This window comes from Nocardia sp. NBC_01503 (assembly GCF_036327755.1).
Lineage (GTDB): Bacteria > Actinomycetota > Actinomycetes > Mycobacteriales > Mycobacteriaceae > Nocardia.
Genome location: NZ_CP109596.1, coordinates 6,429,501 through 6,453,037, shown reverse-complemented (window position 1 = coordinate 6,453,037; position 23,537 = coordinate 6,429,501). Strand labels below are relative to the sequence as shown.

The window sequence follows — 23,537 nt, the reverse complement described above, 5'->3', positions numbered from 1 at the left end:
GGGGTGCGGACGATCAGCGCAGCCGGTACATCGACGCCGACTCCGAGATGCGCATGCCATGTCCCGGACGGTCCTGCTGAACGATGAGCGCGCCGTCGGACACCTCTGGTATGCCCTCCGCCAGCAGCGGACCCAACCGCGCATGATCGATGAACCATTCGAGATGGCGCAGATTGGGCACCGCCGCGGCCACCGGTCCATGCAACTCGGGAGCGCAGTGACCCGAGACCTCCAGCCCGCGGGCGGCGGCGAGCGCCGCCGCCCGAAGGAATCCGGTATAGCCACCGCAGCGGGTGACGTCCAACTGCAGGCAGTCGACCGCTTCCAGGAGTGCCGCGGCGTCGTAGACGTCGTAGGCGTACTCCCCCGCGGTCACATCGCAGCGCACCGAATCACGCACGGCGGCAAGGCCGATGGGGTCGTCGCTGGTGACCGGTTCCTCGAACCAGACCACGCCGAGTCGATCCAACTCCGCGCCCACTCGCCGCGCCTGCCCGACCGTGTATCCACCGTTGGCGTCGACCATGATCGACACCTGCGGGCCTGTCAGTTCCCGGAGCCGACCAACCCGTGCCAGATCCCGGTCGAGGTCCGCGCCGCGTCGCTCCGCGATTTTGATCTTCACCGCCGTGCACCCTGCCGCCAGCCATTCGCCGACCTGTTCGGTCAGCGCGGTCTCCTCCAGATTCGTGAATCCGCCCGAACCGTAGAGCGGTACACGATCACGGACCACGCCGAAGAGCGTGGCCAATGGCACTCCCAGCAGCTTGGCCTTCAGATCCCACAGGGCGATATCGACCGCGCTGATCGCGAACGCGGCGATCCCCTTGGTCCCGATATTGCGGCACGCGCGATGCATCGAACGCCAGCAACCCGGAGTATCGAAGGGTGAACCACCGCTCAACACCGGCCAGAGATGGGTGGTGATCACCTCGGCCACGGCCGGCGAACCATAGGTCCAGCCGAGCCCGAATTCGCCGCCCGCGCCGATGCGCACCGCCACCGCTGTGGTCCAGTCCCACTCCAGGGTCGCGTCCGCCTCGGGGTGCGGGGTCGGGAATCGGTAGACCGCTACCGCGATATCTTCGTCCATTCGCACAGGTTTCGAATCCACCTCGAAAATGCGCAGTCCCATGGCTCGCTCCTTCCATGCCGCCCCGGCCGAGCGGGTTCCGTCTCGGCTCGCTGCGGCGGATACCCCGATCCGGGCGCTCTACCCACGTTGTCACGCTGTCCGCGGAATCGACCTCAGCTCTCGGCGCGGCGGCCCCCATCGGGCTCACCACCGGTGAGACCGCGAGCCAGCAGCTGCGCCGAATGGATGGGTTCGGTGCCGGGTGCGAGCTGTCGAATTTGTGTTCGGCAGCTGAAACCGTCTGCCAGCACCGAGGTTCCAGGGTTTCGGTCCCGGATGGCCGGCAGGAGCTTGTCCTGCGCGCAGGCCACCGAGACCTCGTAGTGCCCTTTCTCGAACCCGAAATTGCCGGCCAGGCCGCAACATCCCGCGTCGAGCACCTCGATATCGGCGCCGGCGGAGTCCAACAGGTCGTGATCGGCGCCGTAGCCCAGGATGGCGTGCTGATGACAGTGCGGTTGTGCCAGGAGTTTCGCCTCCAGGTGCGGAGGCTGCCAGTCGGCTGCGCGCCGAGTGAGTAGTTCGGCGAGGGTAAAGGTCTGTGCGGCAAGCCTTTCGGCGTCCTCGTTGCCGTACAGCAGTTCGGGAAGGTCGGATCGGAATACCGCCGCGCAACTGGGTTCGAGCACGACGATCGGGGTGCCCGCGCGCAGGTGCGGGCGCAGCACCCGCAGCGTTCGCCGCAGCGCACGCTGGGCGGTCCGCAGCTGACCCGTCGAAATCCAAGTGAGCCCACAACAGACGGCCTGGTCCGGGACCCGCACATCGAATCCGGCGGCGGTCAGCACCGCGACGGCGGAGTGCGCGATATCGGGTTCGAAATTATTGGTGAAGGTATCGGGCCAGAGCACGACAGATCCGCGGGTGCCCGTTCCTTCATGCTGCTGTCCGGAGAACGTACTCGTGAAACGCCGCCGTGCGAAGCGCGGGAGTTCGCGTTGCTCGGCGAGACCGCCCGCGCGCTTGAGCACCGTGGAAACCGCCCGGGTGTGCGTCGCGCCATTGGCGAGCCGGCTCATCGTGGTGGCCAGGCGCGCCCATAACGGAATCCATCCCATCGAGTAGTGCGCCATCGGGCGAATGCGTTTGTCGTAGTAGTGCGAAAGGAATTCCGCCTTGTAGGTGGCCATGTCGACATTGACCGGGCAGTCACTGCGACATCCCTTGCAGGCCAGGCACAGATCCAGCGCGTCGCGGACCTCGTCCGATCGCCAGCCGTCACCGATGACCTCACCGTTGAGCATTTCGAAAAGCAGCCGCGCCCGGCCCCGGGTGGAATGTTCCTCTTCACGCGTTGCTCGATAGCTCGGGCACATCACGCCGCTTTCCTCGCCACGGCATTTGCCCACACCGACACAGCGCCCCGCCGCGCGACTGAACCGATGGTCGTCCTCCGGATAGGCGAAGAAGGTTTTCGGTTCCAGCGGTAAGTAGGTGACCCCCTGGCGCAAATCTCGCGTCGGCTGCCGGGGCCGCACGATATCGCCCGGGTTCATCCGCTCATCGGGATCGAAGAGCGCCTTGAGCTCTTCGAAAGCCCGCACCACCTTGTCGCCGAACATGATCGGCAAGAGCACACTGCGGGATTGCCCGTCGCCGTGCTCGCCGGAGAGGGATCCGCCATAGCTCACCACCAGCTGCGCGGCATCGTCGATGAAATGCCGATAGTGCTCGATGCCGTCGGCGGTGCGCAGGTCGAACGGAATCCGCGTATGCACGCAGCCCTGCCCGAAATGGCCGTACAGCGAGGAAGATCCGTAACCGTAGCGGTCGAGGAGCTTCTCGAAATCGCGCAGATAGTCCCCGAGCCGGTCCGGTGGCACCGCCGCGTCCTCCCAGCCCTCGTGCGTCTCCGGGCCGTCGGGTGGATAGGCGGTAGCACCCAAGCCCGCCTCGCGCGCGGCCCAGATCTCTCGCTGCCGGCGCGGATCGTCGAGCAGGGTCGACGACGCACCGGTCCGCTCGGTCACCTCGTCCATCATCGCGTGTGCTCTGCGATCGGCCTCGGCTTGATCCTGACCCTCGAATCGCACCAGCAACCAGCCGCGACCCTCGGGCAACTGCTGAATGGCCTGCTCGGCCAGATGGCGGCTGTGTTCGAGTTCCACCAGCCGATGGTCCATGCCCTCGAGAGCTATGGGGTTGTGCCGCAACACGTTCGGGACCGCATCGGCGGCGGCGTAGATGTCCCGGAACCCGAGCACGGCCAACGCGACAGCGGAGGGTTTCGGCACCAGCGCGATCTCGGCCCGCAGCACGGTCACCAGCGTGCTCTCACTGCCGACCAGCAATTTCGCCAGATCGAAATTCTGCTCCGGCAGTAGTGCGTCGAGGTTGTAGCCCGACACCCGCCGGGGGATCTTCGGATAGCGCTCCCGAATGTCCTCGCCGTGACGGTCGAGCAGCGCGCGCAGACCCTGCACGATCTCCCCGAGTCGCCCGCCCGCGGCGATCATCGCATCGCCTTCGGCCTCGGTGGTGGGTCCGACCCAGGTGCGCAGTCCGTCGTAGGTGAGGATCTCCAACCGGCGGGTGGAGTCGACCATCTTGCCGTACGCCTGCGCCGTGGCCCCGCACGAATTGTTGCCGATCATGCCGCCGATGGTGCAGCTGACGTGGGTCGACGGGCGCGGCCCGACCATGAGACCGTACGAATCCAGGGCGTCGTTCAGCCGGTCCAGCGCGATACCCGGTTCCACCACCGCGGTGCGGGCCCGCTCGTCGACCGAGATCAGCCGATCGCAGTATTTGCTCCAATCGAGCACGATCGCGGTATTGCAGCACTGCCCCGCCAGGCTCGTACCTCCACCCCGAGAGAACACCGGTACGCGGTGTTCGCGGCAGACCGCGATCGCGGCCACCGCATCCTCGGGCGTGCGCGGCACCACCACCCCGATCGGCACCCGCCGATAGTTGGACCCATCGGTGGAGTAGGCCGCCCGCGATCCCGCGTCGAAGCGGACCTCGCCACTCACCGCCGACCGTAGATCGTTTTCGAGAGCCGATGTCTCGGCGGCGGTCGAATGCCGTAGCGGTGTCATGGAACCCGCACCTCGCTCTTGACGCTCCGCGTGATCATGTTCGGATCCCCTTTCTCTCGGTTCGGTTCTCCCAGTGCCCGTCTACCCCGGCGAGTGACCCTGATCGACGCCGCGAAACGCCGACGCGCCGACAAATCGACCCTGTGGACGAGTACGAAGGCGTCAAGAGGCCGTGGCTGTGACATCCGGCAAACCGGTACGGGTCCGCGAATAATGTCTGCTCCGGTTTTATTGCACAGTGCACGGGTAAGCCCCCAATGTGCGCGAGATACCTCGGATCGTGCAGCGGCACAACGACGTTCCGCCTCGGGGTTGGCTCGGACCATCCCCGCTGTCATCGATGACCTCGGCCCGAGGCAGCTTGCGCGCCACCCGGTCGGCTACCGCGAAGAACCGTTCCGCCCGATCCCGGCAAGCGGTCTCTTGGCCCGAGACGGCCGAACCTTGTCATCCCTCGAACAAGTTGATCATCCGCCGATAACAACGATGGGGCAGCGATGGTATCCGAGCAGACCGATGCGAGCGAGGTGCGCCGACGTGCCCGCCGTGGCACGCGTGCCGACAGCTATGACGACATAGAACCCTGGTTCGACCAACTCGCGAGCCTGACCCCCGCCGATCCGGAGTACGAGCGCTTGCGCACGCACATCTTCGAGTTGTGCCTGCCGCTCGCCGAGCACATCGCCCGGCGCTTCGCCGGACGCGGGCAAGAGTTCGAGGATCTGGTTCAGACAGCGCGGGTGGGCCTGGTGCTCGCGGTCGATCGCTTCGACAACACCCGGGGGTCATCATTTCTCGGGTTCGCTGTTCCCACCATCGCCGGGGAGGTCAGACGCCACTTCCGCGATCACGCCTGGGCCGCTCATGTACCGCGCCGGATGAAGGAGCTCGAGCGGCGCATCGGACCGGCTACCGAGGCATTGGCCCAGCGACTGCACCGCATGCCGAAAGCGCGCGAATTGGCCGCCGAACTCGATGTCGAACTCACCGAACTGACCAGTGCGCTGGTGGCCGCCAATGCGTACCGCACCGACTCGCTGGACACGTGCGCCGGAGGCGCGGGCGGCGAATCCGAGGCGGTTGCGCCGCCTGCTACGGACGAACCCGGCTATCTCGTCGTCGACGACGCGCTCGCCGTCGCTCCGCTGCTGCGTGACATGCCCGAGCGCGAGCGCAGGATGCTTATCCTGCGATTCGGCCAGAACCTGACGCAGGCCGAAATCGCAAGAGCCATAGGCGTTTCCCAGATGCATGTGTCGCGCATGCTCACCAGGACGCTGCAGGAGTTACGCGACCGAGCGCTCGGCGTGTGCCCCAGCGCGGTGGCCCAGTAACAGTCCGGCTCCGGTCAAGGTCGTCGCTATCGCGGTATCGGCCAGGGCGGCCCGCCGGTAGCGGCGACTCCCCGCCGCGACCGCCGCCATCGATACCGCGTGCAATGCGTCCACACCTACACCGAAACTGACCAATGAGGGTCGCGCGAGGGTCGTCCCCGCCTGTACCGAGTGGCGGACAGCAAGAATCCGCAGCACCGCAGCGAAGCCCGTCCTCGACGAAACATGCTGAGCAGCAATCAGATACGACGCACTCAGCCCGAGGCGGGCGATCGGAAACGCGATCATCGGCGTGCCCTTCGAACGCCGGCGGCCAGGACCGCCGCACCCGACAGGCCCGCCAGCACGCCGTGATGTCGCGAGGCCCACGACTGTGGGCTGTACCGGTGGGAGCGATCGTCGAACACACCGTGCGCGCCGTAGTCATGACCGTGGCGGCCATCGGCGGGCTCCCACAGGTTCGTCGGCTGATCGCCCGGGCGCGGCCGGTCGGTCTGCTGCGAGTCGAATCCGGTATGCGCGAGGTACCGGTCCAGCAGACCGGGAGCCACGGCATTGGCGATCAGGGTCCCCACGGTGCTGAGACCGACCCAATACTCGCGGCGGCGCGGATGATCGGCGGCGTAAACCACTGCGCGAGCGGCGACCTCGGGCTGATAGATCGGCGGCACCGGTTGCGCCTGGTTCGGCAGCCGGGACAGCACCCAGGAGAACTGCGGAGTATTGACCGCCGGCATCTGAACCATGGTCACCCGCACATTGCTCTTGTCGTGCAACAGTTCACATCGCAGGGACTCGTGGAAACCCTGGATCGCGTGCTTGGAACCGCAATAGGCGCTCTGCAACGGTATGCCGCGATAGGCCAGCGCCGATCCGACCTGCACGATCGTGCCGGAATCCCGTTCCCGCATCCGGCGCAGCGCGGCCATGGTCCCGTACACGAACCCCAGATAGTTGACTTCGGTCACCCGCTTGAATTCCGCCGGGGAAATCTCCGAGAATCGCGAGAACACCGAGGTGAAAGCGACATTCACCCACACATCGATGGGGCCGAACGCCTCCTGCGCCGCCGCGGCGGCGGCCTCGACCTGCTCCGGATCGGCCACATCGGTGGGGAGTGTCAGGGCCTCCCCACCGGCCTTCTCGACATCTCTGGCCGCGCCCAGCAAACCCTCATGACCGCGCGCGAGCAGTGCCACCCGCGCGCCGCGCCGCCCGAACTCCTCGGCCACCGCCCGCCCGATCCCACCGGACGCCCCGGTAACCACGACACTCTGTCCCGCCTGCACCATATCGGTCCTCCGAATCGCATCGACTCCGCTCATCCACGGGTCGTATGCCCCACCGACGCCGGAGAAAACGCGTGCGAACCAAGCTCCGGGGACCGTCACTTTTCCAGCAGGTGCACCTTCACACCGATTTCGAAGCAGCTACCGCTGGATTCGCACCGGACAATCCGACGTCATCCCGCCGACGAGGCGCTGGCGGGCAGCCGGATGATGAATCGTGCTCCCCCACCGGGCCGATCGCCGCAGTCGACCCGGCCGTGGTGTGCCGCAACCGTTTCCGCGACCAGTGCCAGGCCGATTCCGGTCCCGGTTCCGCTCGCGGACCGACGCCCCGTATGGGCGGTGGCGAAACGTTCGAAGATTCGCTCGCGATCAGCCACCGGCACACCGGGCCCGGCATCGTCGACGGTCACCACCGCGTCGTTCCGTTCCCGCCGCACGCACACCGCGGCCACCCCGCCACCGTGCCAGTCGGCGTTGTCGAGCAGGTTGCCGATTGCCCGCTCCAGCTCCAGCTTGCGCCCGCTGATCACCACATCCTCTGTCACAGTGAGCAATTGAGCCGGATACTCGCGGTCGGCCAGAATATGAGTGAGCAGCTCGCCGACCGAGAGAGGTTCGGTGTCGCCGCGGTGGACCCCGGCCTCGACCCGCGCCAGGGCGAGCATGTCGTCGAGCATCCTGCTCAAATGGTCCACCTCGGCGCTGACCAGACCGAGTGCGCGGCGCGAACGGTCGGGCAGTTCGTCGGCATGCCGGTTCATCACGCTCACGCTGGTGATCAATGTTGTCAGCGGGGTCCGCAGTTCATGACTGACATCGCCGACGAGTCGCCGCTCCCGCTCGATTCGTTGCTGTAGCGAATCGACCATGGTGTTGAATGCCTCCACCGTGGTGGACAGATCTCTGTCCGACGTCTCCGCCAATCGCAGCCCCAACTCCCCCGAGGCAATGCGCGCTGCCGCGCCCGCGACCTCACGCAGTGGTTTGAGCACTCTTCTGCTGGCCCACAGGCCCAGGGCCGCGCCGATAGCCGTGGCCGCGATGGCGCTGCCGACCAACAGTTTCCGCAACATGCGCAAATTGGATTCGAGCTCGGTCACCGGCGTGAACTCGTAGAACATATCCCCGTCGTCGGTCAGTGGCACCGCGACCCGGAGATAGCGGGCATCCCGGAGCGACACTTTCGCGGTCGGGATGGTGCGCTCCTCCCGTACGCCCTGCGGAAGTAGTTGCTCCACGGTCAGTTCGGGGTCGGTGTCGAACCATTCGCTGCCGCTGTGCAGCACCAATACCGTGCCGTCCCGCGGCTCGAGGATGGCGAGCACCTCGTCACCGGTGCCGTCACGCAGTCGAGGACGCAAGACGTCCGCGTGCGCCCGCGCCAGCCGATCCGCCGAACGCACCCGCTGGGTCTGCATGTAGTCCCGGCCGATGGAGTACACCGATACGGCCAGCACGAGCGCGACCAGGCTGGCGCTCACCGTGAACGCGAGCACCGCCCGGCCACGCAGGCTCACCGCCCGGAGCCCAGCGCGGCCACGCCGGTCACCGCTGGACATCGAGCCGATAGCCGAGTCCCCGCACCGTCACCACCACACGCGGATCGGACGGGTCACGTTCGATCTTGGTGCGCAGTCGCCGCACATGGACATCGACGATGCGCTCGTCACCGAAGAAGCCTCGGTCCCACACCCGGTTGAGTAGGTCACCTCGGCTCAGCACGCGCCCCGGGCTGGCCGCCAATTCACACAGCACCCGGAATTCGGTAATGGTCAAATGCACCTGCTCATCGCCACGGCGTACCGTGCCGCCCTGAATCGACAGGACCAGCGGCGAATGCGAATCAGCGTCCAGCACAAGGCTTTCCGGAGGTTCCAAGCTCGGGTCCGCACCGTTGTCGCGACCCGCTGCCAACCGCGCGCGGCGACGTAACGCCCGCAGGCGGGCCGTGATCTCCTTGACCACGAACGGTTTGGTGACGAAATCGTCGGCTCCGGCCTCCAGCGCCGCCACCACGTCGTGGGTGTCGTCCCGCGCGCTGACGACGATGATCGGCACGTCATGTTCGCGGCGCACCTCCCGAATACAGGTGTATCCGTCCATACCACCGAGCATCAGGTCGACGATGATCACGTCCGGCACACCATGAGTTCGCAAGTGCCGCAGCGCGTTCTCCGCGTTCTCCGCCTCGGTGACGTCGTAACCCTCGTCCTCCATGGCCAGGCGCAATGCCAGACGCACGCGGTCGTCATCCTCGACGACAAGCAGGTTCACACCCATGTCACTTCCTTCACCGGCATGCGGACCCGGTCAGCACGGCCCCGAACGGCGGCGTGATCGAGCGGAGCCGCCGCCGAAGGTATCGGGTACCCATTTCCGGACTTCTCAATCTATGCATACAGCAACTGTTGCACAATGCGTGATTCCCGGATAGTTTGGTTGTACGTCCAAGGTGAATGACCAAACTAGACGGAGAGATCTGTGGCCACGGCGATCGAACAGGGTAAGCAGACCCGCACCCGCCTGATGACGGCCACGGTGGAACTCATCGCCGAACGCGGCTGGGGCGCGGTGACCACCCGCATGGCGGCCGAGCGGGCGGGTGTGCGGCCCGGGGTCGTGCACTACCACTTCAGTTCGGTCGGCGATCTGCTGATCGAATCGTCATTGCACATGGCGCGCAACGAATTCGACGCTGTGATGGGCCAGTTGACCGGCGTCGACGGCCCGGAGGGTATGCGGCGGATACTCAGCGCCATCAGCGCCTACTCCGCCGCCGATCCGTCGACGATCGCGATGAGCGAGATGATGCTGGCAGCCACCCGGGAGGAACGACTCCGGACCGAACTCGGGACCTTCGTCGCACGGGCTCGTGCCGGGCTCACCGAATGGTTCCGGGAGCAGGGTGTGACCACCGATCCGGAGGCCACCGCCGCAGTGGTGCTGGCGTTGATCGACGGGTTGATTCTGCACCGCCTGATCGACCCGACCCTGGGCTCGGTGGATGTGACCGGCCCGCTGCTGCGCGCTGCGGGACTGACCGATAATGAGGGGACTTCCCATGTCCGACAACACGAAAAAACACCGATCGAGGACTGACCGGGCCCGCGGTGGCATCCAGCTGAGCGGGGTGAGCAAGACCTATGGGGTGGGCGAGGCCGCAGTGCACGCCCTCACCGATATCGACCTCGATATCGCGCCGGGCGAGTTGGTGGCGGTGTTAGGGGCCAGCGGCTCGGGCAAGACGACACTGTTGAATATCGCCGGCGGTATCGAATCCGCCGATTCCGGCTCCATTGTGATTGCCGGACAAGACATTTCGGGAATCAAACCGGCGGCGCTCGGAGACTTCCGCCGCGACCACGTCGGATTCGTCTTCCAGTTCTTCAATCTCATTCCGAGTTTGACCGCTCGCGAGAATGTCGAAGTCATCATCGAGTTGACCGGGCGCGGCGATCGCCGGCGGGTGCCGGAGCTCCTGAGCGCGGTCGGGCTGGCCGACCGGGGCGATCATTTTCCGGCACAGCTGTCCGGTGGACAGCAGCAGCGGGTGTCGATCGCTCGCGCGCTGGCCACCGATCCGGATCTGCTGCTGGCCGATGAACCCACCGGCGCGCTCGATGTCGCCACCGGCCGTGAGGTTTTGGCGCTGCTGCAGCAGACCAGCAGGGACGGGCGCGGGGTTGTCATGGTCACCCATAACGAGGCCGCGGCGGCCATCGCCGACCGGGTGGTGCGGATGCGTGACGGTCAGGTGATCGCCTGTGAGACCAATGCGAGCCCGGTCGACGCGGCAACGGTTCGGTGGTGAGCACGATGATCCGGCATCGGGTGCTGTTCACCAAGATTCGCCGCGAACTGTGGCGACGGCCCGCCCAAGTCATCGCGATCGCGACCACCGTACTGCTCGGGGTGATGTTGTTCATCGCCAGCTACGACTCCTTCCGCAATCTCGAAACCTCCTATGGCCGCACCTATGACCGGCTACACCTGGCCGACTACACCGCGACCGGCGGCGATCCGGCGGCGGTCGCGGCGGCGGTGCGCGGTCTCGAAGGCGTCGATCGGGTCACCATCCGCACCCAGGCCGACGTCCCGCTCACCATCGGCGACACCAAACTGCTCGGACGTGTTGCCGGACTTGCCGATCCGGGCCTACCGGGAGTGAACGAGCTCGACCTGACCAGCGGTACGCTCCCGGACCCGACGCAACCCGGCCAGGCGGTAGTCGAACAGCACGCCGCCGACACCTTCGGTCTGCGAGCCGGAGATCACCTGCGAGTATTCGACGGAAACGACTGGCGCACCGTGACGATCAGCGGCACGGCCCGCTCGGCGGAGTACCTGTGGCCCGCGCGCAGCCGCCAGGACGTACTGAACGATCCACACTCGTTCGCGGTCGTGTTCGCCCCGCAATCACAGGCACTCGCCTTGACCGGACAACCGCGCCCCAACCAGACCCTTGTCGAGATGGCCGGATCCGCGACCGCGGCCGATCGGGACCGGGTCACCGCCGCGCTCCGGACCGCCGGCGCGACCGCGATCGAGTCGCAGGCCGAACAACCCTCCAATGCCGCGCTGCACGAGGATCTTTCGGGCTTCTCCGAGATCGCTATCGGCTTCCCGGCGCTGTTCCTGGCCGCCGCGGCCATCGCCGAGTACATTCTGCTGACCCGGCTCGTGCAGACCGAACGCCCGATCATCGGCACCATGCTGGCCATGGGCGCGCGCCGCCGCACGGTCATCGGTCACTATGCGACGTTCGGGGTCGCCATCGCGGCAGCGGGAGCGGCACTCGGGCTGCTCGGCGGTTTCGTGGCGACCTCGGCGGTGACCTCGGCATACACCCGGGCGATCGGTATCCCCGACACCGTGATCGAGCATCGAATCGGTACGGCCGCGATCGGATTGGCGCTGGGCCTGATCGCGGGCCTGATCGCGGCGCTGGCCCCGGCCATCGCGGCGGCCCGCATCGCACCGGCGGCAGCCATGCGCGGTGACGGCCTGTCCCCCGGTCGGCCCGGCCTCATCGCCCGCTGGTCGGCGCACTGGACGAGGCTGCCCGTGGTGGTCCGCATGGCGGTGCGCTCGATGGCTCGCGGCCGGCGGCGCACGATAGCGACCATGACCGGAACCGTACTGGCACTGGTATTGATCCTGGCGTCGGTCGGAATGCTCACCAGTATGCGCAATGTGCTGCACCTGCAATTCGATGTCATCGAACACGAGGACGCCACCGTTCTCATCCAGGGCGCAGACACAGCGGTGCGCGACCGGCTGGCCGCGATCCCCGGTGTCGCCGCCGTCGAATCCGGCACGATCACCCCGATCACCGTGTCCGCCAACGGGAATTCGTACACGACCACACTCAACGGATTGCAGCACGATACGACCATGCACGGCTTCCGCACTTCGGACGGTATGACCACGCTGCCCTCCGACGGCGTACTCGCCGGAAAGCCCCTCGCTGATCGACTCGGCGTCCACATCGGCGAAACCATCACCGTCACACCGGCTTTCGGAGCACCGCAACAGGTCCGGCTGGCCGGACTACTCGACGAACCACTGGGCACCTTCGTGTACGCCGACACCGGCACCGCAGGGCGGATCGGCGGAATCGGCATGCACGGCTTCCTGCTGCGCTTCGACCCCGCCGCCGACCGCGATGCGGTCAGAAACGCGGCCACCGGCCAGCCCGGCGTGATCGCGTACACCGACACCCACGCCTTACAGAATCAGTTCGATCGATTCCTGGGTCTGTTCTGGATATTCATCATCGTCATGCTCATCCTGGGCGCGGTACTGGCCTTCACCGTCATCTACGTGACCATGACCGTGAATTTCGCCGAACGCACCACCGAACTGGCCACCTTGCGCGCGACAGGAGTACGCACGCGCCGCATCACCGGCATGCTCGCCCTGGAGAATCTCACCGCGACGCTCCTCGCGGTCCCGCTCGGCCTCGCCGCCGGAGTGCTCGCCGCCTGGGCGTTCCTGAACTCGTTCAACAGCGACATGTTCACTATCGAACTCGCCATCGGCTGGGCCGCACCGCTATTGGCGGCGCTGGCGGTACTGGCCGCCGCCGCCCTGTCCCAACTACCCGCCGCGCGCCTGGTCCGCCGCATCGACATCGCCCGCATCGTGCGCGAACGCGCCCGCTAGTCCGACACCACGGAGGTCATCATGCCGACATCGACCGGAGCGCGCCTGGGCGCGAGAATACTTCGCACCCGATCACTGGTGCGAGCCCCCATCCACCTGTATCGAGCCGGTCTCGGCTTCCTGTTCGGCACCCGAATGCTGATGCTTCAGCACACCGGGCGCCGCAGTGGCGCACCACGATTCGTCGTACTCGAGGTCGTCGACCGGCCCGCTGCCGACCAATTGGTCATCGTCTCCGGGTTCGGGGTGAGCGCGCAGTGGTACCGCAATATCCAGGCCGACTCGAAGGTCCGGGTCTGGATCGGTACGCGCCGCGGGGTACCCGCGATCGCCACACCGATGAGCGCCGAGGACTCGGCGACCGCACTGGCCCGCTATGCCGATGCGCACCCGGTCGCATGGGAGCGCTTGCGCGCCACCATCGAAGAAGCCACCGGCGCACCAGTGGACACCCTGCCGATGGTCCACCTGCGACTGACCCGCCCGCACTGACCGACCGCGCCCGCCTACATCGCCTCCTTGACGCCGCGCCGAATCAACCAGACATTGGCCGGCCATGAGGTCGCGAAACCGATGATCATCCCGATCTGCATCAGGAACCAGTAGGCCGCCGTGTTCGGATGCAGATGCGGGCCGGGGAAGAACACATAGCTCATCAACGCCATCCAGCCGAACAGGCCGATCTCGAACGCTGTCAAGGACAGCACGTCGGCCTTGGCGGCGCGCATCAGACCTTCGCGCACGCCGAGTCCGCGCATCGGCGCGATGGCGAAATATTGGAACACGATTCCCAGCGCCAGCGCGGCGGTGAAGTCACCCGCGAACTCCGGCCACAAGGCCCGGCCGAACCATTCGATCCCGACCGTGAACACCAGTATCTCGGCAAGAATGTCGCCCAGGGTGCAACCCGCGCCGCAGTGACCGACGCCCACCGCGACGGTCACCCAGCGCGGCTTGTCCGGCGGATCCTCTCGGCCGTGTCCCGTGAGCCACTTTCGCGTCTGCTGCCGTCCGTACCGCAGGTACATCCAGACCGCGACCGGTCCGAAGTACAGCGCGGTCACCGGCCATACCACCTCCATAACCGGCATGCGCTGCCGATATCGGAGCAGACAGATATCGAACAACAACACCAGCGCGCTCAGCCCGGCGAGACCGAGTCCACCCCACGCCAGCGCTTGCAACCACGGCGGGACATCGGCCACCGCCGTGGCGACGCGATCCGCTACGGCCAACTCCGTTTCGACACTGCGCATTTGGTCGTGCTACCCGTATTCGCACACCGTATTCGCCACGGTTGACATCCTGCGCTACCGCACGAATCGGGCGACCCCGACATTTCATGCACATAGCAACTGTTGCATACTGACCACATGTTGTCGCTCGACGGAGCCAGGAGTAGTCGGCTCCGCATCTCCCTGCCCCCGCGGTCCACCTTCGTCACCTGGCTGCGGGAGAGCGCGGGTGGGGTGTTGTCGCTGGCCATGATCGTGGGCGCGGCGACCGGCGTAGCGGCCATCGGATTCCGGTATCTGATTGTCGGGGCAACACGGTTCTTCACCGGTTACGACGACTACTCCGGGCTCGGGCGGGTCGCCTCCGGGCACTGGCCCGCACTCGGGTTCTGGTTCCTGCTCTTCGCGCCCGTACTCGCCGGCGCGATATACGGGCCGATCGTGTACCGATTCGCACCCGAGGCGCGCGGGCACGGTGTGCCCGAGGTGATGTACGCGGTCTCCGAACGCGGCGGACGGATCGCACCGCAGGTGGTGGTGCTCAAGGCGCTGGCCTCCGCACTGTGTATCGGCGGCGGCGGTTCGGTCGGACGAGAAGGCCCCATCGTTCAGATCGGCTCGGCCGCCGGCTCGGCCATCGCGCAATGGACCCGGCTCGACACCTCGCGGGTGCGGCTGCTGGTGGCCTGCGGGGCCGCCGGCGGTATCGCTGCCACCTTCAACGCACCGCTGGCCGGACCCTTCTTCGCGATGGAGCTGATCCTGCGCAACTTCGCCGCGGAATCGTTCGGCGCGGTGGTGCTGTCCAGCGTCACCGCCAGCGTCGTCGGACGCGCCGTGCTCGGCGATCACGCGTTTCTGTCCTTGCCCGCGTTCGCGGTCCGCAATCCGGTCGAGTACCCGCTGTATCTGTTGCTCGGCGTGGCGGTCGGCGTGGTGGGCGTGTGCTTCTCCAAGGTGCTGTATCTGATCGAGGACGCGTGCGACTGGGTGTGGCGCGGGCCGGAATGGGCGCGTCCCGCGGTCGGCGGCCTGGCACTGGGCGGACTGCTCATCGCCCTGCCGCAGATGTACGGCGTCGGCTATCCGGTCCTGGAGAACGCCGTCCAGGGTAAATATCTCATCGGCATGCTGCTGGTCCTGCTGATCGGGAAGATGGTGGCCACCAGCCTCACCATCGGAATCGGCGGCTCCGGCGGCGTTTTCGCGCCCACCCTGTTCATCGGGGCGATGGCGGGCACCGCCTTCGGCCAGCTGGCGCACCAGATCCTGCCCACCGCAACCGAATCCGCGGGGGCCTACGGTTTGGTGGGTATGGGCGCGGCCTTGGCCTCGGCCACCCGCGCTCCCATCACCGCCGTGATCATTCTGTTCGAGCTCACCGGCGAGTACACCATCATCCTGCCGCTCATGGCCGCCGTGGTGGCGGCGACCGGCATCTCACGGCTGCTGTCCACCGACACCATCTACACCCGCAAGCTGCTGCGTCGCGGGGTCGATATCGAACGCCCGCACACGCCCTTCAGCACGGTGGTCGCCGCCGATATCGCGCACCCGACGGTCGAAACGATCACCGACACCGCCGATCTCGTCACCGCGGCCGCCGCACTGGAACGATCCGCGGTCGGCCTGGTACCGGTACTCGGATCCGACGGCCGCTACCGAGGCTGTCTCTCGGCCCGAGACGTCGCCGAATCCCTCGACGACCCCGAACCGCCCACCACGATCTCCAGACTGGTGAAACATCTGCCAACGGTCGCCGCGGACACGAACTTCCACGACATCGTCACCGCGCTCGCGGGCCACGGCGGCACCGGACTGCCCGTGGTCGACACCGAACACACCGCCGTCATCGGCTGGGTGACTCACGAGGACCTGCTGTCGGTTCTGCATCCCACGCCCGGGGTTCAGCACGGCGCGGTTCCCTCCGCGAAACCGCGCTGACCCCAGCGCATCCCGAGTAGCTCAGCCGCGATCCAGCACCGCGGCCAGGAAGTCCCGGGTGCGATCCTCGGCCGGCGCGGTGAAAATCTGTTCGGGCGCGCCGGATTCGATGATCCGGCCCCCGTCCAGCATCAGTACCCGATCGGAAACGCCTCGGGCGAAACGCATTTCGTGAGTGACGCAGAGGAAGGTGAAGTCGCCTTCCTTCGCGATATCGGCGAGCAGATCCAGCACACCGGTCACCAATTCGGGGTCCAGGGCCGAGGTCACCTCGTCGAGCAGCAGGATATCGGGGTCCATCGCCAAGGCTCGGGCAATGGCGACCCGCTGCTGCTGACCGCCGGATAGCTGCCCGGGTTTGGCGTCGATCTTCGCACCCAGGCCCACCAGGTCGAGCAGCCGCAACGCCCGCTCCTCGGCTTCGTCACGCGAAGTGCCCAGGCTGCGGATCGGCCCCTCGGTGATATTGCGCAGCACCGACATGTGCGGAAAAAGGTTGAACTGCTGGAACACCATGCCGATGCGCTGACGCAGCCGGCGCTGGTGTGCTTCGTCCGCTGGCACCAAGCCACCCCGCTTCGGCATGTGGCTCAGGCACTCACCGCCGATATCGATGGTCCCGGACGTCACCCGTTCGAGCGTCATCACCAGTCGCAGAATGGTGGTCTTACCCGACCCGGACGGGCCGATGAGGGTCACGAATTCGCCGGGGTCCACCCAGAAATCCAACCCGCTGAGGCAGTGGGTCTCACCGTAACGCTTGGTGACATCGTTGAACCGAATCATCGGAGAGTCGGCGTTGGGCGTATTCGGCGGGGGAACGATGGAATTCATCTCGGCCGCATCGATTTCAGAGAACTCCAACACGGCGCTGCACCTTTCGAACCAGAATCGAGCAGGGATAGCTGAGGGCCAGGAAGGTCAGGCCCACCGCGAACCAGGCTTCCGGACCGGCCCCACCGGCACTGCCGGCGTAGACGGTCTTGACTTGATAGACCATGTCGAGCACCACGATCGCCGAGAGCAACGGCACTTCCTTGAACATCGCGATGGTGTAGTTGCCGAGTGCGGGCAGCACGCGCGGAATCGCCTGCGGCAGAATCACATCTGTCCACACTCGACGGCGCGGCAGGCTCAGCGCGGTGGCCGCCTCCCACTGCGCCGCGGGCACCGCCTCGATCCCGGCGCGGTACACCTCGGAGGTGTAGCAGGCGTAGTGCACGCCCAGCGCGGTCACACCGACGATGAACCGCTGCGTCTCGACTTCCAGACCGCCCAGAAGATCCGGGCGGACGATCCAGTACAGCACGAAGATCTGCACCAGCAGCGGCGTGCCGCGCACGAATTCTATGAACGCCCAAAGCAATTGGTCGACCACCGGAATGCGCAATCCACGCACTATCGCGAAGATCAGGCCCAGGAGATAGGCCACCAGTGAACCGAGCACGGTGAACTCGATAGTCACCCGGAGCCCGTCCCAGATGTAGGGGAACGCCTCGAAGAAACGGTCCCAGCGCCACTTCCGCATCAGAGCACCGCCCCGACCGGTCGCCGCCGATTCGAGGGCGTGCGCCCGGCCCGGCGCGCGGCCACCTTCTCGAGCCAGCGCATGATCACGGTCACCGCGACCGCGATCAGCAGGTAGATGACCAGTTCGAGCAGGTAGATCACGCCGAGTTCGCGTGAGAACTCCGGTACCGCACGCAATTCGTCGGCCTTCTTGAAGATCTCGGGAACCGCGATGAAGCTCAGCAGTGCGGTCGCCTTCACCAATTGAATGAACAGCGTGTTGAACGACGGCAGCATCTCCACCACCGCCTGCGGCAACACCACCCGCCACAGGCGTTGGCGCGGAGTCAGATTCAGCGCGACCGCCGCCTCCAGCTGTCCTTTGGGCACCGATTGCACCGCGCCGCGCACGATCTCGGCCCCGTACGCGCCGTGGTTGAGCCCCAGCACGAGAATGCCGATGAGCAGCAGCCCCTGCGCGGTGGCCCCGATCGCCACCCCGAAAAAGATGGGCACCGCCACCGCGAAGAAGAACAACTGCACCACTTCGGAACTGCCGCGGAAGCCCTCCACGTAGACCCTGCTCAATGCCCGCACCGGTAGCCGCGGCGACAACAGCGCGGTACCCGCCAGGAAGGACAGTACGACCGTCAGCGCGATACCGCCGACGGTCGCCCAGAGCGTGGCGGGCAGACCCGCGAGGATGCGGTCGAGGTAGGTCGAGATATTCGCCGACACCGGACAGCCGATCAGCCCGCGCAGTACTGTTCGGCGGTGGCGGCCCGGTCGGGCTCGTTCGCGGCGGTCAAGCCGAACGGCTTCACCAGACGCAACCATTCACCGCTGTCATGCAGTGCGCGCAGTTCGCGATTGAAGTCGGCGAGGAATTCGGTGTCGTCGATGCGGAAGTTGAAGGTGCCCACGTCCGATTTCGGGTTGTAGTGGAATGACTGCGTCACCTCGAGGTTGGCGTCGGGGTTGGTGCGGACCAACCAGGCGGCGGTCACATCGAGCATCGCGGCCCCATACACGTCCCCATTGCCCACCGCGCGCAGAATATCGTCCTGCTTGGCCATCGGCTCGATCAACTTCCCCGAGACGCCCGAGGATTCCGCGTAGCCGTTCTCGACCGCCCCGCCGAGCGTAGCCATCCGGACATCAGCCCTCGTGATGTCCTCGAATCGGTTGATCTGCTTCGGATTTCCCTTCGGCACCAGGAACGCCGAACCGACCTGATAGTCCGGGATCGCGAAAGCCGAACTCTCACAACGCTTCTTATTGATGAACATCCCAGCGGCGACGAATCCGTAGCTCTGCGCCCGCAATCCGTCGATCAGTCCGTCGAAGTCGGTGACCACGCCCTCGATCTCGTCGATACCGAGTTTCTTCAACACGGCGCGCGCCACGACGGGCGCGTACCCGGTGAGTTCACCCTTCGCGTCGAGGAAGGCCCACGGCGCCTCGTTCGCGAAACCGACCTTGATGCGGCCCGAGGACTTCGCGTCCGCGTAGGTCACCGCCGCCGACTTGTCCCCACCCACACCGCACCCCGACGCGGCCAAGGCCACCGCCGCCGCACCGAACGCGAAGAACCGCCTGCGCGGCATCGACAGTTCGGTTGTCACGCGAGTTCGCACAGTCTGTCATCCGATCGTCGAGTCTGTATTGACGATCCAGATTGACGACTCGATTTTGAGACAATCCTGTCGAACACCTTGCGATTACATGACGATCAGCTGTCGGCTCATGATTCTGCCCGAACCGGGCACCTCCGTTGGCTACCCCGACCCCCGAGTTGCTCCTGACGGTTTCTTTACGGCATCTTTAGCTCAGGTGTGCCGGGAAGTCTGGTCGGCGAACGTGATCCGAAACCTCGGATCACGCCCTTCGGCGTTGGAGTTTCCAGTGGCAACCACGCGGACGATCATGGGGTTTCCAGGGCGGATCGCGATGCCGTCCGGCGTCGTATCCTCCAGGTATGCATGCTGCTCAACTCGCCGAGGAATTCCCGGTGGTCACACTCGACACCAACGCGCTGGACGCGGCCCGACTGCTGGCCGAACACCGTTTGCCGGGGATCCTGGTCACCGACAACGGCGGCACTCCGGTGGCGGTGCTGCCCGCCTCGCAGGTGGTGCGGTTCATCGTCCCGAGTTATGTGCAGGACGATCCGTCGCTGGCGGGTGTGCTGACCGAATCGATGTGCGACCGCATCTCGGACAAGTTGCGCGGCAAGAAGGTTCGCGAAGTCATTCCCGAGGGACTCAGCAATGTGCCCGCGGTGGACGGCGACGATACTGTGATCGAGGTGGCCGCGGTCATGGCGCGCCTGCGCAGTCCACTCCTCGCGGTGCTCAAGGACAAAGAGCTGCTCGGCGTGATCACCGCATCGCGGTTGCTCGCGGCAGTGTTGCCCGACCGCTGAACCACTCGATCGACTCGACCGCCGGGTGGTGGTCGCGGTGACCGTGCTCGCGATCGGCGTCTTCGTCGTCTCGTATATTTTCATCGCCACCGAACGAATCCCGAAGACGCACGCGGCACTCGGCGGTGCGGCGATAGTGCTGGCGCTCGGGGTGGTCCATTCCGAGGACGCGTTCTACTCCCGCGAGACCGGTGTCGACTGGGACGTCGTCTTCCTGCTGTTCGGGATGATGATCATCGTCGGGGTGCTGCGCCAGACCGGTGTCTTCGAATACACCGCGGTCTGGGCCGCCAAGCGCGCCAAGGGATCCGCGCTACGGATCATGATCCTGCTGGTGCTGATCACGGCCGTGGCGTCCGCGTTCCTGGACAATGTCACCACCGTGCTGCTGATCGCGCCGGTGACCCTGCTGGTGTGCGAGCGACTCGAGATCAACCCGGTGCCGTTCCTGATCGCCGAGGTCCTGGCCTCGAACATCGGTGGCGCGGCGACCCTGATCGGCGACCCGCCGAACATCATCATCGGCAGCCGGGCGGGCTTGTCGTTCAACGACTTCCTGGTTCATATGACGCCCATCGTGATCATCGAGATCGCGGTGTTCACGCTGATACTGCCGCGGTTGTTCCGGGGATCGTTCGAGGTGGACCCCGCGCGGGTCGCCGATGTCATGGCCTTGGACGAGCGCGAAGCCATCCGGGACAGTGGCCTGTTGATCAAGTGCGGACTCGTGTTGGCGGCGGTGTTCACCGGATTCGTCGGCCATTCGATATTCCATGTCGAGCCGTCCGTGGTGGCGTTGCTCGGCGCGGGTGTGCTGATCCTGGTTTCCCGTCTCCCGCAACGCGATTACATGGCGGCGGTGGAGTGGGAGACCCTGCTGTTCTTCGCCGGACTGTTCATCATGATCGGCGCACTGGTGAAAACCGGTGTGATCGAACGCCTCGCCTCGGCGGCAACCGACGCCACCGGTGGGAACGCGCTCGTGGCGACCATGCTCATTCTCGGTGTGTCGGCCGTGCTGTCCGGGGTGATCGACAACATCCCCTACGTCGCGACCATGAGTCCGCTGGTGGCCGACCTGGTCGCCGGAATGGATCACAGCACTCCGGGCCACCCGCTGTGGTGGTCGCTGGCCCTGGGCTCGGATTTCGGCGGTAACCTCACCGCCGTCGGTGCGAGCGCCAATGTCGTCATGCTCGGCATCGCGCGCCGTGCCGACTACCCGATCTCGTTCTGGGAGTTCACCCGCAAGGGCGTCGTGGTCACCGCCATCACCGTGGCGGTCGCCGCCCCCTATCTGTGGCTGCGCTACTTCGTCCTCGCATGAGCAGAAAAGAACACGCCATCACCTCCGCCGAAACTTCCCAGCCCTACCGGCACGACCTGGATGGGTTGCGTGGTCTGGCCATCGCGCTCGTGGTGGTGTTCCATATCTGGTTCCGGCGAGTCTCCGGCGGGGTCGATATCTTCCTGGTGCTCTCGGGCTTCTTCTTCACCGGACTGCTGTTGCGGCGCAACGACTCCACCGGTGCGGTGGGGGTGGTGGCGACCCTGCGGCGCACCCTGCGGCGGTTGCTGCCCGCGATGGTGACCGTGCTCGTGGCGGTCGCGGTGGCGACCGTGCTCATCAGTCCGTACACCCGATGGGCCGATGTGGCCGATCAGACCCTGGCTTCGCTGTTCTACTACCAGAATTGGCAGCTCGCGCTGTCGTGGTCGGATTATCTCGCGGCCGATCCGTCGGTGAGTCCGCTGCAACACCTGTGGTCGATGGCGGTACAGGGCCAGTTCTATCTCGCCGCAGTGCTTTTCGTCGGGGTACTGGCGTGGGGATGCCGACACGTCGGGAAGGCCGGGCTGGTGCGCCCGGCGACGCTGACGGCGGCCCTCACGCTCGGCGCCGCGTCGTTCGCGTACGCGGCGAATGGCCATGCCACCCAGCAGGGTTGGAACTACTACGACAGTCTCGCCCGCGCGTGGGAACTGCTCGCGGGTGTCGCGCTCGCCGTGCTCGCACCGCTGCTGACGCCCGCGCGAGCCACCCGGATCGTGCTCGCCGTGCTCGGGGTGTCAGGCGTGCTGGCGTGCGGATGGCTCTTCAACGGCGCCAACGCTTTTCCCGGTCCCGCCGCGTTGTTTCCGGTCGCCACGGCCGCCGCGCTGATCATCGCCGGAACCGGACTGCCCGCCGCTGAACAGCCCTGGCCGAACCGACTGCTGGCCACCCGCCCGATGGTCGAGCTCGGCGCCCTCGCCTATCCGTTGTACCTGTGGCATTGGCCGATACTCATCTTCTATCTCGTCGAATTCGAGCAGCGCATGGTCGATTTCGCCGAGGGCCTGCTGATCATCGCATTGTCCCTGGCGCTGGCCTGGATGACGCATCGCTGGATCGAGCAACCGCTGCGCCAGGCCGCCCGGAGCGAATCCGGGTCCGCCCCACGCTCTTACCGCTGGCTGGCACGCGCGGGGGTCGCGCTCGCGAGTGTCCTGGTGATCGCGGCCGCCTCGGTTTGGCACGTGATTGTGAATTCACAGCCCACCGCACCCGCGGCGGCACTGGACCCGGTGCTCTATCCGGGAGCGGAGGCTCTGACCGCCGGTATCGCCGCACCACCGGCGAAGATGCGACCAACCGTCTTCGAGGCACCCTCGGAACTGCCACCTCCCACGTTGCAGGGCTGCATCGCCGATTGGAACACCCGTACGGTCGTCACCTGCACCTACGGTGATCAAGAAGCCGAACGCACCCTGGCGGTGGTCGGTAGTTCACACGCCGAGCATTGGCTGCCCGCCCTCGACCTACTCGCGACCGAAAACCATTTCCGCATAGTCGTTTATCTCAAGATGGGGTGTCCCCTCACCGTGGAAGCCGAACCCTTGTACAAGGGCGAAGCCAATCCCGACTGCGTGAACTGGACCCGCGAGGTCATCGACCGGCTGGGTACCGAACAACCGGACTGGGTATTCACCACCGGAACCCGCCCCGTGGATGACGGCGGGGACGAAACCCCCGCCGACTACCTGGATGTGTGGAACGAACTCACCGCCCGCGGCCTGAATGTGATCGTCATCCGGGATACACCATGGTTGCGGCACAACGGCATTCGCTATCGCGCGGTCGACTGCCTCAGCAAGGGCGGCGATCGCCTCGGCTGCGGTATGCGACGCGCCGACGCCCTCAACCCCGTGAATCCCGCCATCGAAGCGGCGGCCGGCTACCCGAATATCTATCCGATCGACCTGACCGACGCCGTCTGCGAACCGGAGATCTGCCCCGCTGTCGAAGGCAACGTCCTGATCTACCACGACGAGCACCACCTGACGGCCACCTACTCGCGCACCCTCGCGCCGGCACTGGGTCGTCAACTCGGCCCGATCCTGGGCTGGTGGTGACCTCTTCCGCAAATCGATTGCACAGTGCAATAATTGCTCTCTGCACGATTGGAGGCTCCGC

The 23,537-nt window shown here is 66.1% G+C and carries 19 protein-coding genes; 9 read left to right on the top strand and 10 right to left on the bottom strand.

The features are described from left to right. Window positions 1-13 precede the first annotated feature (13 nt). Both OHB26_RS29440 and OHB26_RS29435 read right to left on the bottom strand, forming a co-directional pair. Window positions 14-1,135 (bottom strand): enolase C-terminal domain-like protein, encoded by a 1,122-nt coding sequence (locus OHB26_RS29440; RefSeq protein ID WP_330180508.1) that lies wholly within the window; start codon window positions 1,133-1,135, stop codon window positions 14-16. 113 nt (window positions 1,136-1,248) lie between these two features. Further along, the gene (locus OHB26_RS29435; RefSeq protein WP_330180507.1) at window positions 1,249-4,176 is read right to left on the bottom strand and encodes an FAD-binding and (Fe-S)-binding domain-containing protein; all 2,928 of its coding nucleotides are present in this window, start codon (window positions 4,174-4,176) and stop codon (window positions 1,249-1,251) included. Between the two features lie 497 nt (window positions 4,177-4,673). Between OHB26_RS29435 and OHB26_RS29430 the strand changes: the two genes are divergently transcribed. Beyond that, complete coding sequence (locus tag OHB26_RS29430) at window positions 4,674-5,510, top strand: SigB/SigF/SigG family RNA polymerase sigma factor (protein ID WP_330180506.1); 837 nt, start codon at window positions 4,674-4,676, stop codon at window positions 5,508-5,510. A 284-nt stretch (window positions 5,511-5,794) separates the two neighbouring features. Here OHB26_RS29430 and OHB26_RS29425 read toward each other — a convergent pair whose 3' ends face one another. From OHB26_RS29425 to OHB26_RS29415, 3 genes are all read right to left on the bottom strand, one after another. Further along, the gene (locus OHB26_RS29425) at window positions 5,795-6,802 is read right to left on the bottom strand and encodes an SDR family oxidoreductase (protein WP_330185818.1); all 1,008 of its coding nucleotides are present in this window, start codon (window positions 6,800-6,802) and stop codon (window positions 5,795-5,797) included. Between the two features lie 170 nt (window positions 6,803-6,972). After that, a complete protein-coding gene (locus OHB26_RS29420) occupies window positions 6,973-8,319 on the bottom strand; it encodes a sensor histidine kinase (RefSeq protein ID WP_330180505.1) in 1,347 nt (448 codons plus the stop codon). A gap of 28 nt (window positions 8,320-8,347) precedes the next feature. Beyond that, on the bottom strand, window positions 8,348-9,082 hold the full coding sequence (locus OHB26_RS29415) for a response regulator transcription factor (RefSeq protein ID WP_330180504.1): 735 nt from the start codon (window positions 9,080-9,082) through the stop codon (window positions 8,348-8,350). A gap of 201 nt (window positions 9,083-9,283) precedes the next feature. Here OHB26_RS29415 and OHB26_RS29410 point away from each other — a divergent pair, with 201 nt between their 5' ends. Genes OHB26_RS29410 through OHB26_RS29395 form a run of 4 tightly spaced genes read left to right on the top strand, consistent with a single transcriptional unit; the run spans window position 9,284 to window position 13,459 of the window. After that, window positions 9,284-9,901 carry a TetR/AcrR family transcriptional regulator gene (locus OHB26_RS29410; protein ID WP_330180503.1) on the top strand — a complete coding sequence of 206 codons (618 nt, stop codon included), beginning with the start codon at window positions 9,284-9,286 and terminating at the stop codon, window positions 9,899-9,901. Further along, the gene (locus OHB26_RS29405; protein ID WP_330180502.1) at window positions 9,864-10,613 is read left to right on the top strand and encodes an ABC transporter ATP-binding protein; all 750 of its coding nucleotides are present in this window, start codon (window positions 9,864-9,866) and stop codon (window positions 10,611-10,613) included. The genes OHB26_RS29410 and OHB26_RS29405 overlap by 38 nt, the downstream gene beginning before the upstream one ends. A 5-nt stretch (window positions 10,614-10,618) precedes the next feature. After that, window positions 10,619-12,967 carry an ABC transporter permease gene (locus tag OHB26_RS29400; protein ID WP_330185817.1) on the top strand — a complete coding sequence of 783 codons (2,349 nt, stop codon included), beginning with the start codon at window positions 10,619-10,621 and terminating at the stop codon, window positions 12,965-12,967. 21 nt (window positions 12,968-12,988) lie between these two features. After that, the gene (locus tag OHB26_RS29395; RefSeq protein ID WP_330180501.1) at window positions 12,989-13,459 is read left to right on the top strand and encodes a nitroreductase family deazaflavin-dependent oxidoreductase; all 471 of its coding nucleotides are present in this window, start codon (window positions 12,989-12,991) and stop codon (window positions 13,457-13,459) included. A 14-nt stretch (window positions 13,460-13,473) separates the two neighbouring features. Here OHB26_RS29395 and OHB26_RS29390 read toward each other — a convergent pair whose 3' ends face one another. Next, window positions 13,474-14,223, bottom strand: a complete 750-nt coding sequence (locus tag OHB26_RS29390; RefSeq protein ID WP_330180500.1) for a DUF4396 domain-containing protein — start codon at window positions 14,221-14,223, stop codon at window positions 13,474-13,476. A 117-nt stretch (window positions 14,224-14,340) separates the two neighbouring features. On the opposite strand from OHB26_RS29390, the gene OHB26_RS29385 reads away from it, so the two are divergent. Further along, window positions 14,341-16,146: a chloride channel protein gene (locus tag OHB26_RS29385; RefSeq protein WP_330180499.1), complete on the top strand. Its 1,806-nt coding sequence runs from the start codon at window positions 14,341-14,343 to the stop codon at window positions 16,144-16,146. A 21-nt stretch (window positions 16,147-16,167) separates the two neighbouring features. On the opposite strand, the gene ehuA is transcribed toward OHB26_RS29385, so the two are convergent. The 4 genes from ehuA to ehuB all read right to left on the bottom strand — a co-directional run bounded on the left by ehuA (window position 16,168) and on the right by ehuB (window position 19,280). Continuing rightward, window positions 16,168-16,932 carry an ectoine/hydroxyectoine ABC transporter ATP-binding protein EhuA gene (gene ehuA / locus OHB26_RS29380; protein WP_330185816.1) on the bottom strand — a complete coding sequence of 255 codons (765 nt, stop codon included), beginning with the start codon at window positions 16,930-16,932 and terminating at the stop codon, window positions 16,168-16,170. A 64-nt stretch (window positions 16,933-16,996) separates the two neighbouring features. Further along, the gene (ehuD, locus tag OHB26_RS29375) at window positions 16,997-17,674 is read right to left on the bottom strand and encodes an ectoine/hydroxyectoine ABC transporter permease subunit EhuD (protein ID WP_330180498.1); all 678 of its coding nucleotides are present in this window, start codon (window positions 17,672-17,674) and stop codon (window positions 16,997-16,999) included. Continuing rightward, entirely contained in the window at window positions 17,674-18,393 is a 720-nt protein-coding gene (locus OHB26_RS29370) for an amino acid ABC transporter permease (RefSeq protein WP_330180497.1), read from the bottom strand. The genes ehuD and OHB26_RS29370 overlap by 1 nt, the downstream gene beginning before the upstream one ends. An 11-nt stretch (window positions 18,394-18,404) precedes the next feature. Further along, complete coding sequence (ehuB, locus tag OHB26_RS29365) at window positions 18,405-19,280, bottom strand: ectoine/hydroxyectoine ABC transporter substrate-binding protein EhuB (protein WP_330180496.1); 876 nt, start codon at window positions 19,278-19,280, stop codon at window positions 18,405-18,407. 353 nt (window positions 19,281-19,633) lie between these two features. On the opposite strand from ehuB, the gene OHB26_RS29360 reads away from it, so the two are divergent. Genes OHB26_RS29360 through OHB26_RS29350 form a run of 3 tightly spaced genes read left to right on the top strand, consistent with a single transcriptional unit; the run spans window position 19,634 to window position 23,476 of the window. Beyond that, window positions 19,634-20,080, top strand: a complete 447-nt coding sequence (locus OHB26_RS29360; protein ID WP_330180495.1) for a CBS domain-containing protein — start codon at window positions 19,634-19,636, stop codon at window positions 20,078-20,080. 37 nt (window positions 20,081-20,117) lie between these two features. After that, the gene (locus OHB26_RS29355) at window positions 20,118-21,407 is read left to right on the top strand and encodes an ArsB/NhaD family transporter (protein WP_330180494.1); all 1,290 of its coding nucleotides are present in this window, start codon (window positions 20,118-20,120) and stop codon (window positions 21,405-21,407) included. Further along, the gene (locus tag OHB26_RS29350) at window positions 21,404-23,476 is read left to right on the top strand and encodes an acyltransferase family protein (protein ID WP_330180493.1); all 2,073 of its coding nucleotides are present in this window, start codon (window positions 21,404-21,406) and stop codon (window positions 23,474-23,476) included. The genes OHB26_RS29355 and OHB26_RS29350 overlap by 4 nt, the downstream gene beginning before the upstream one ends. Window positions 23,477-23,537: the final 61 nt, after the last annotated feature.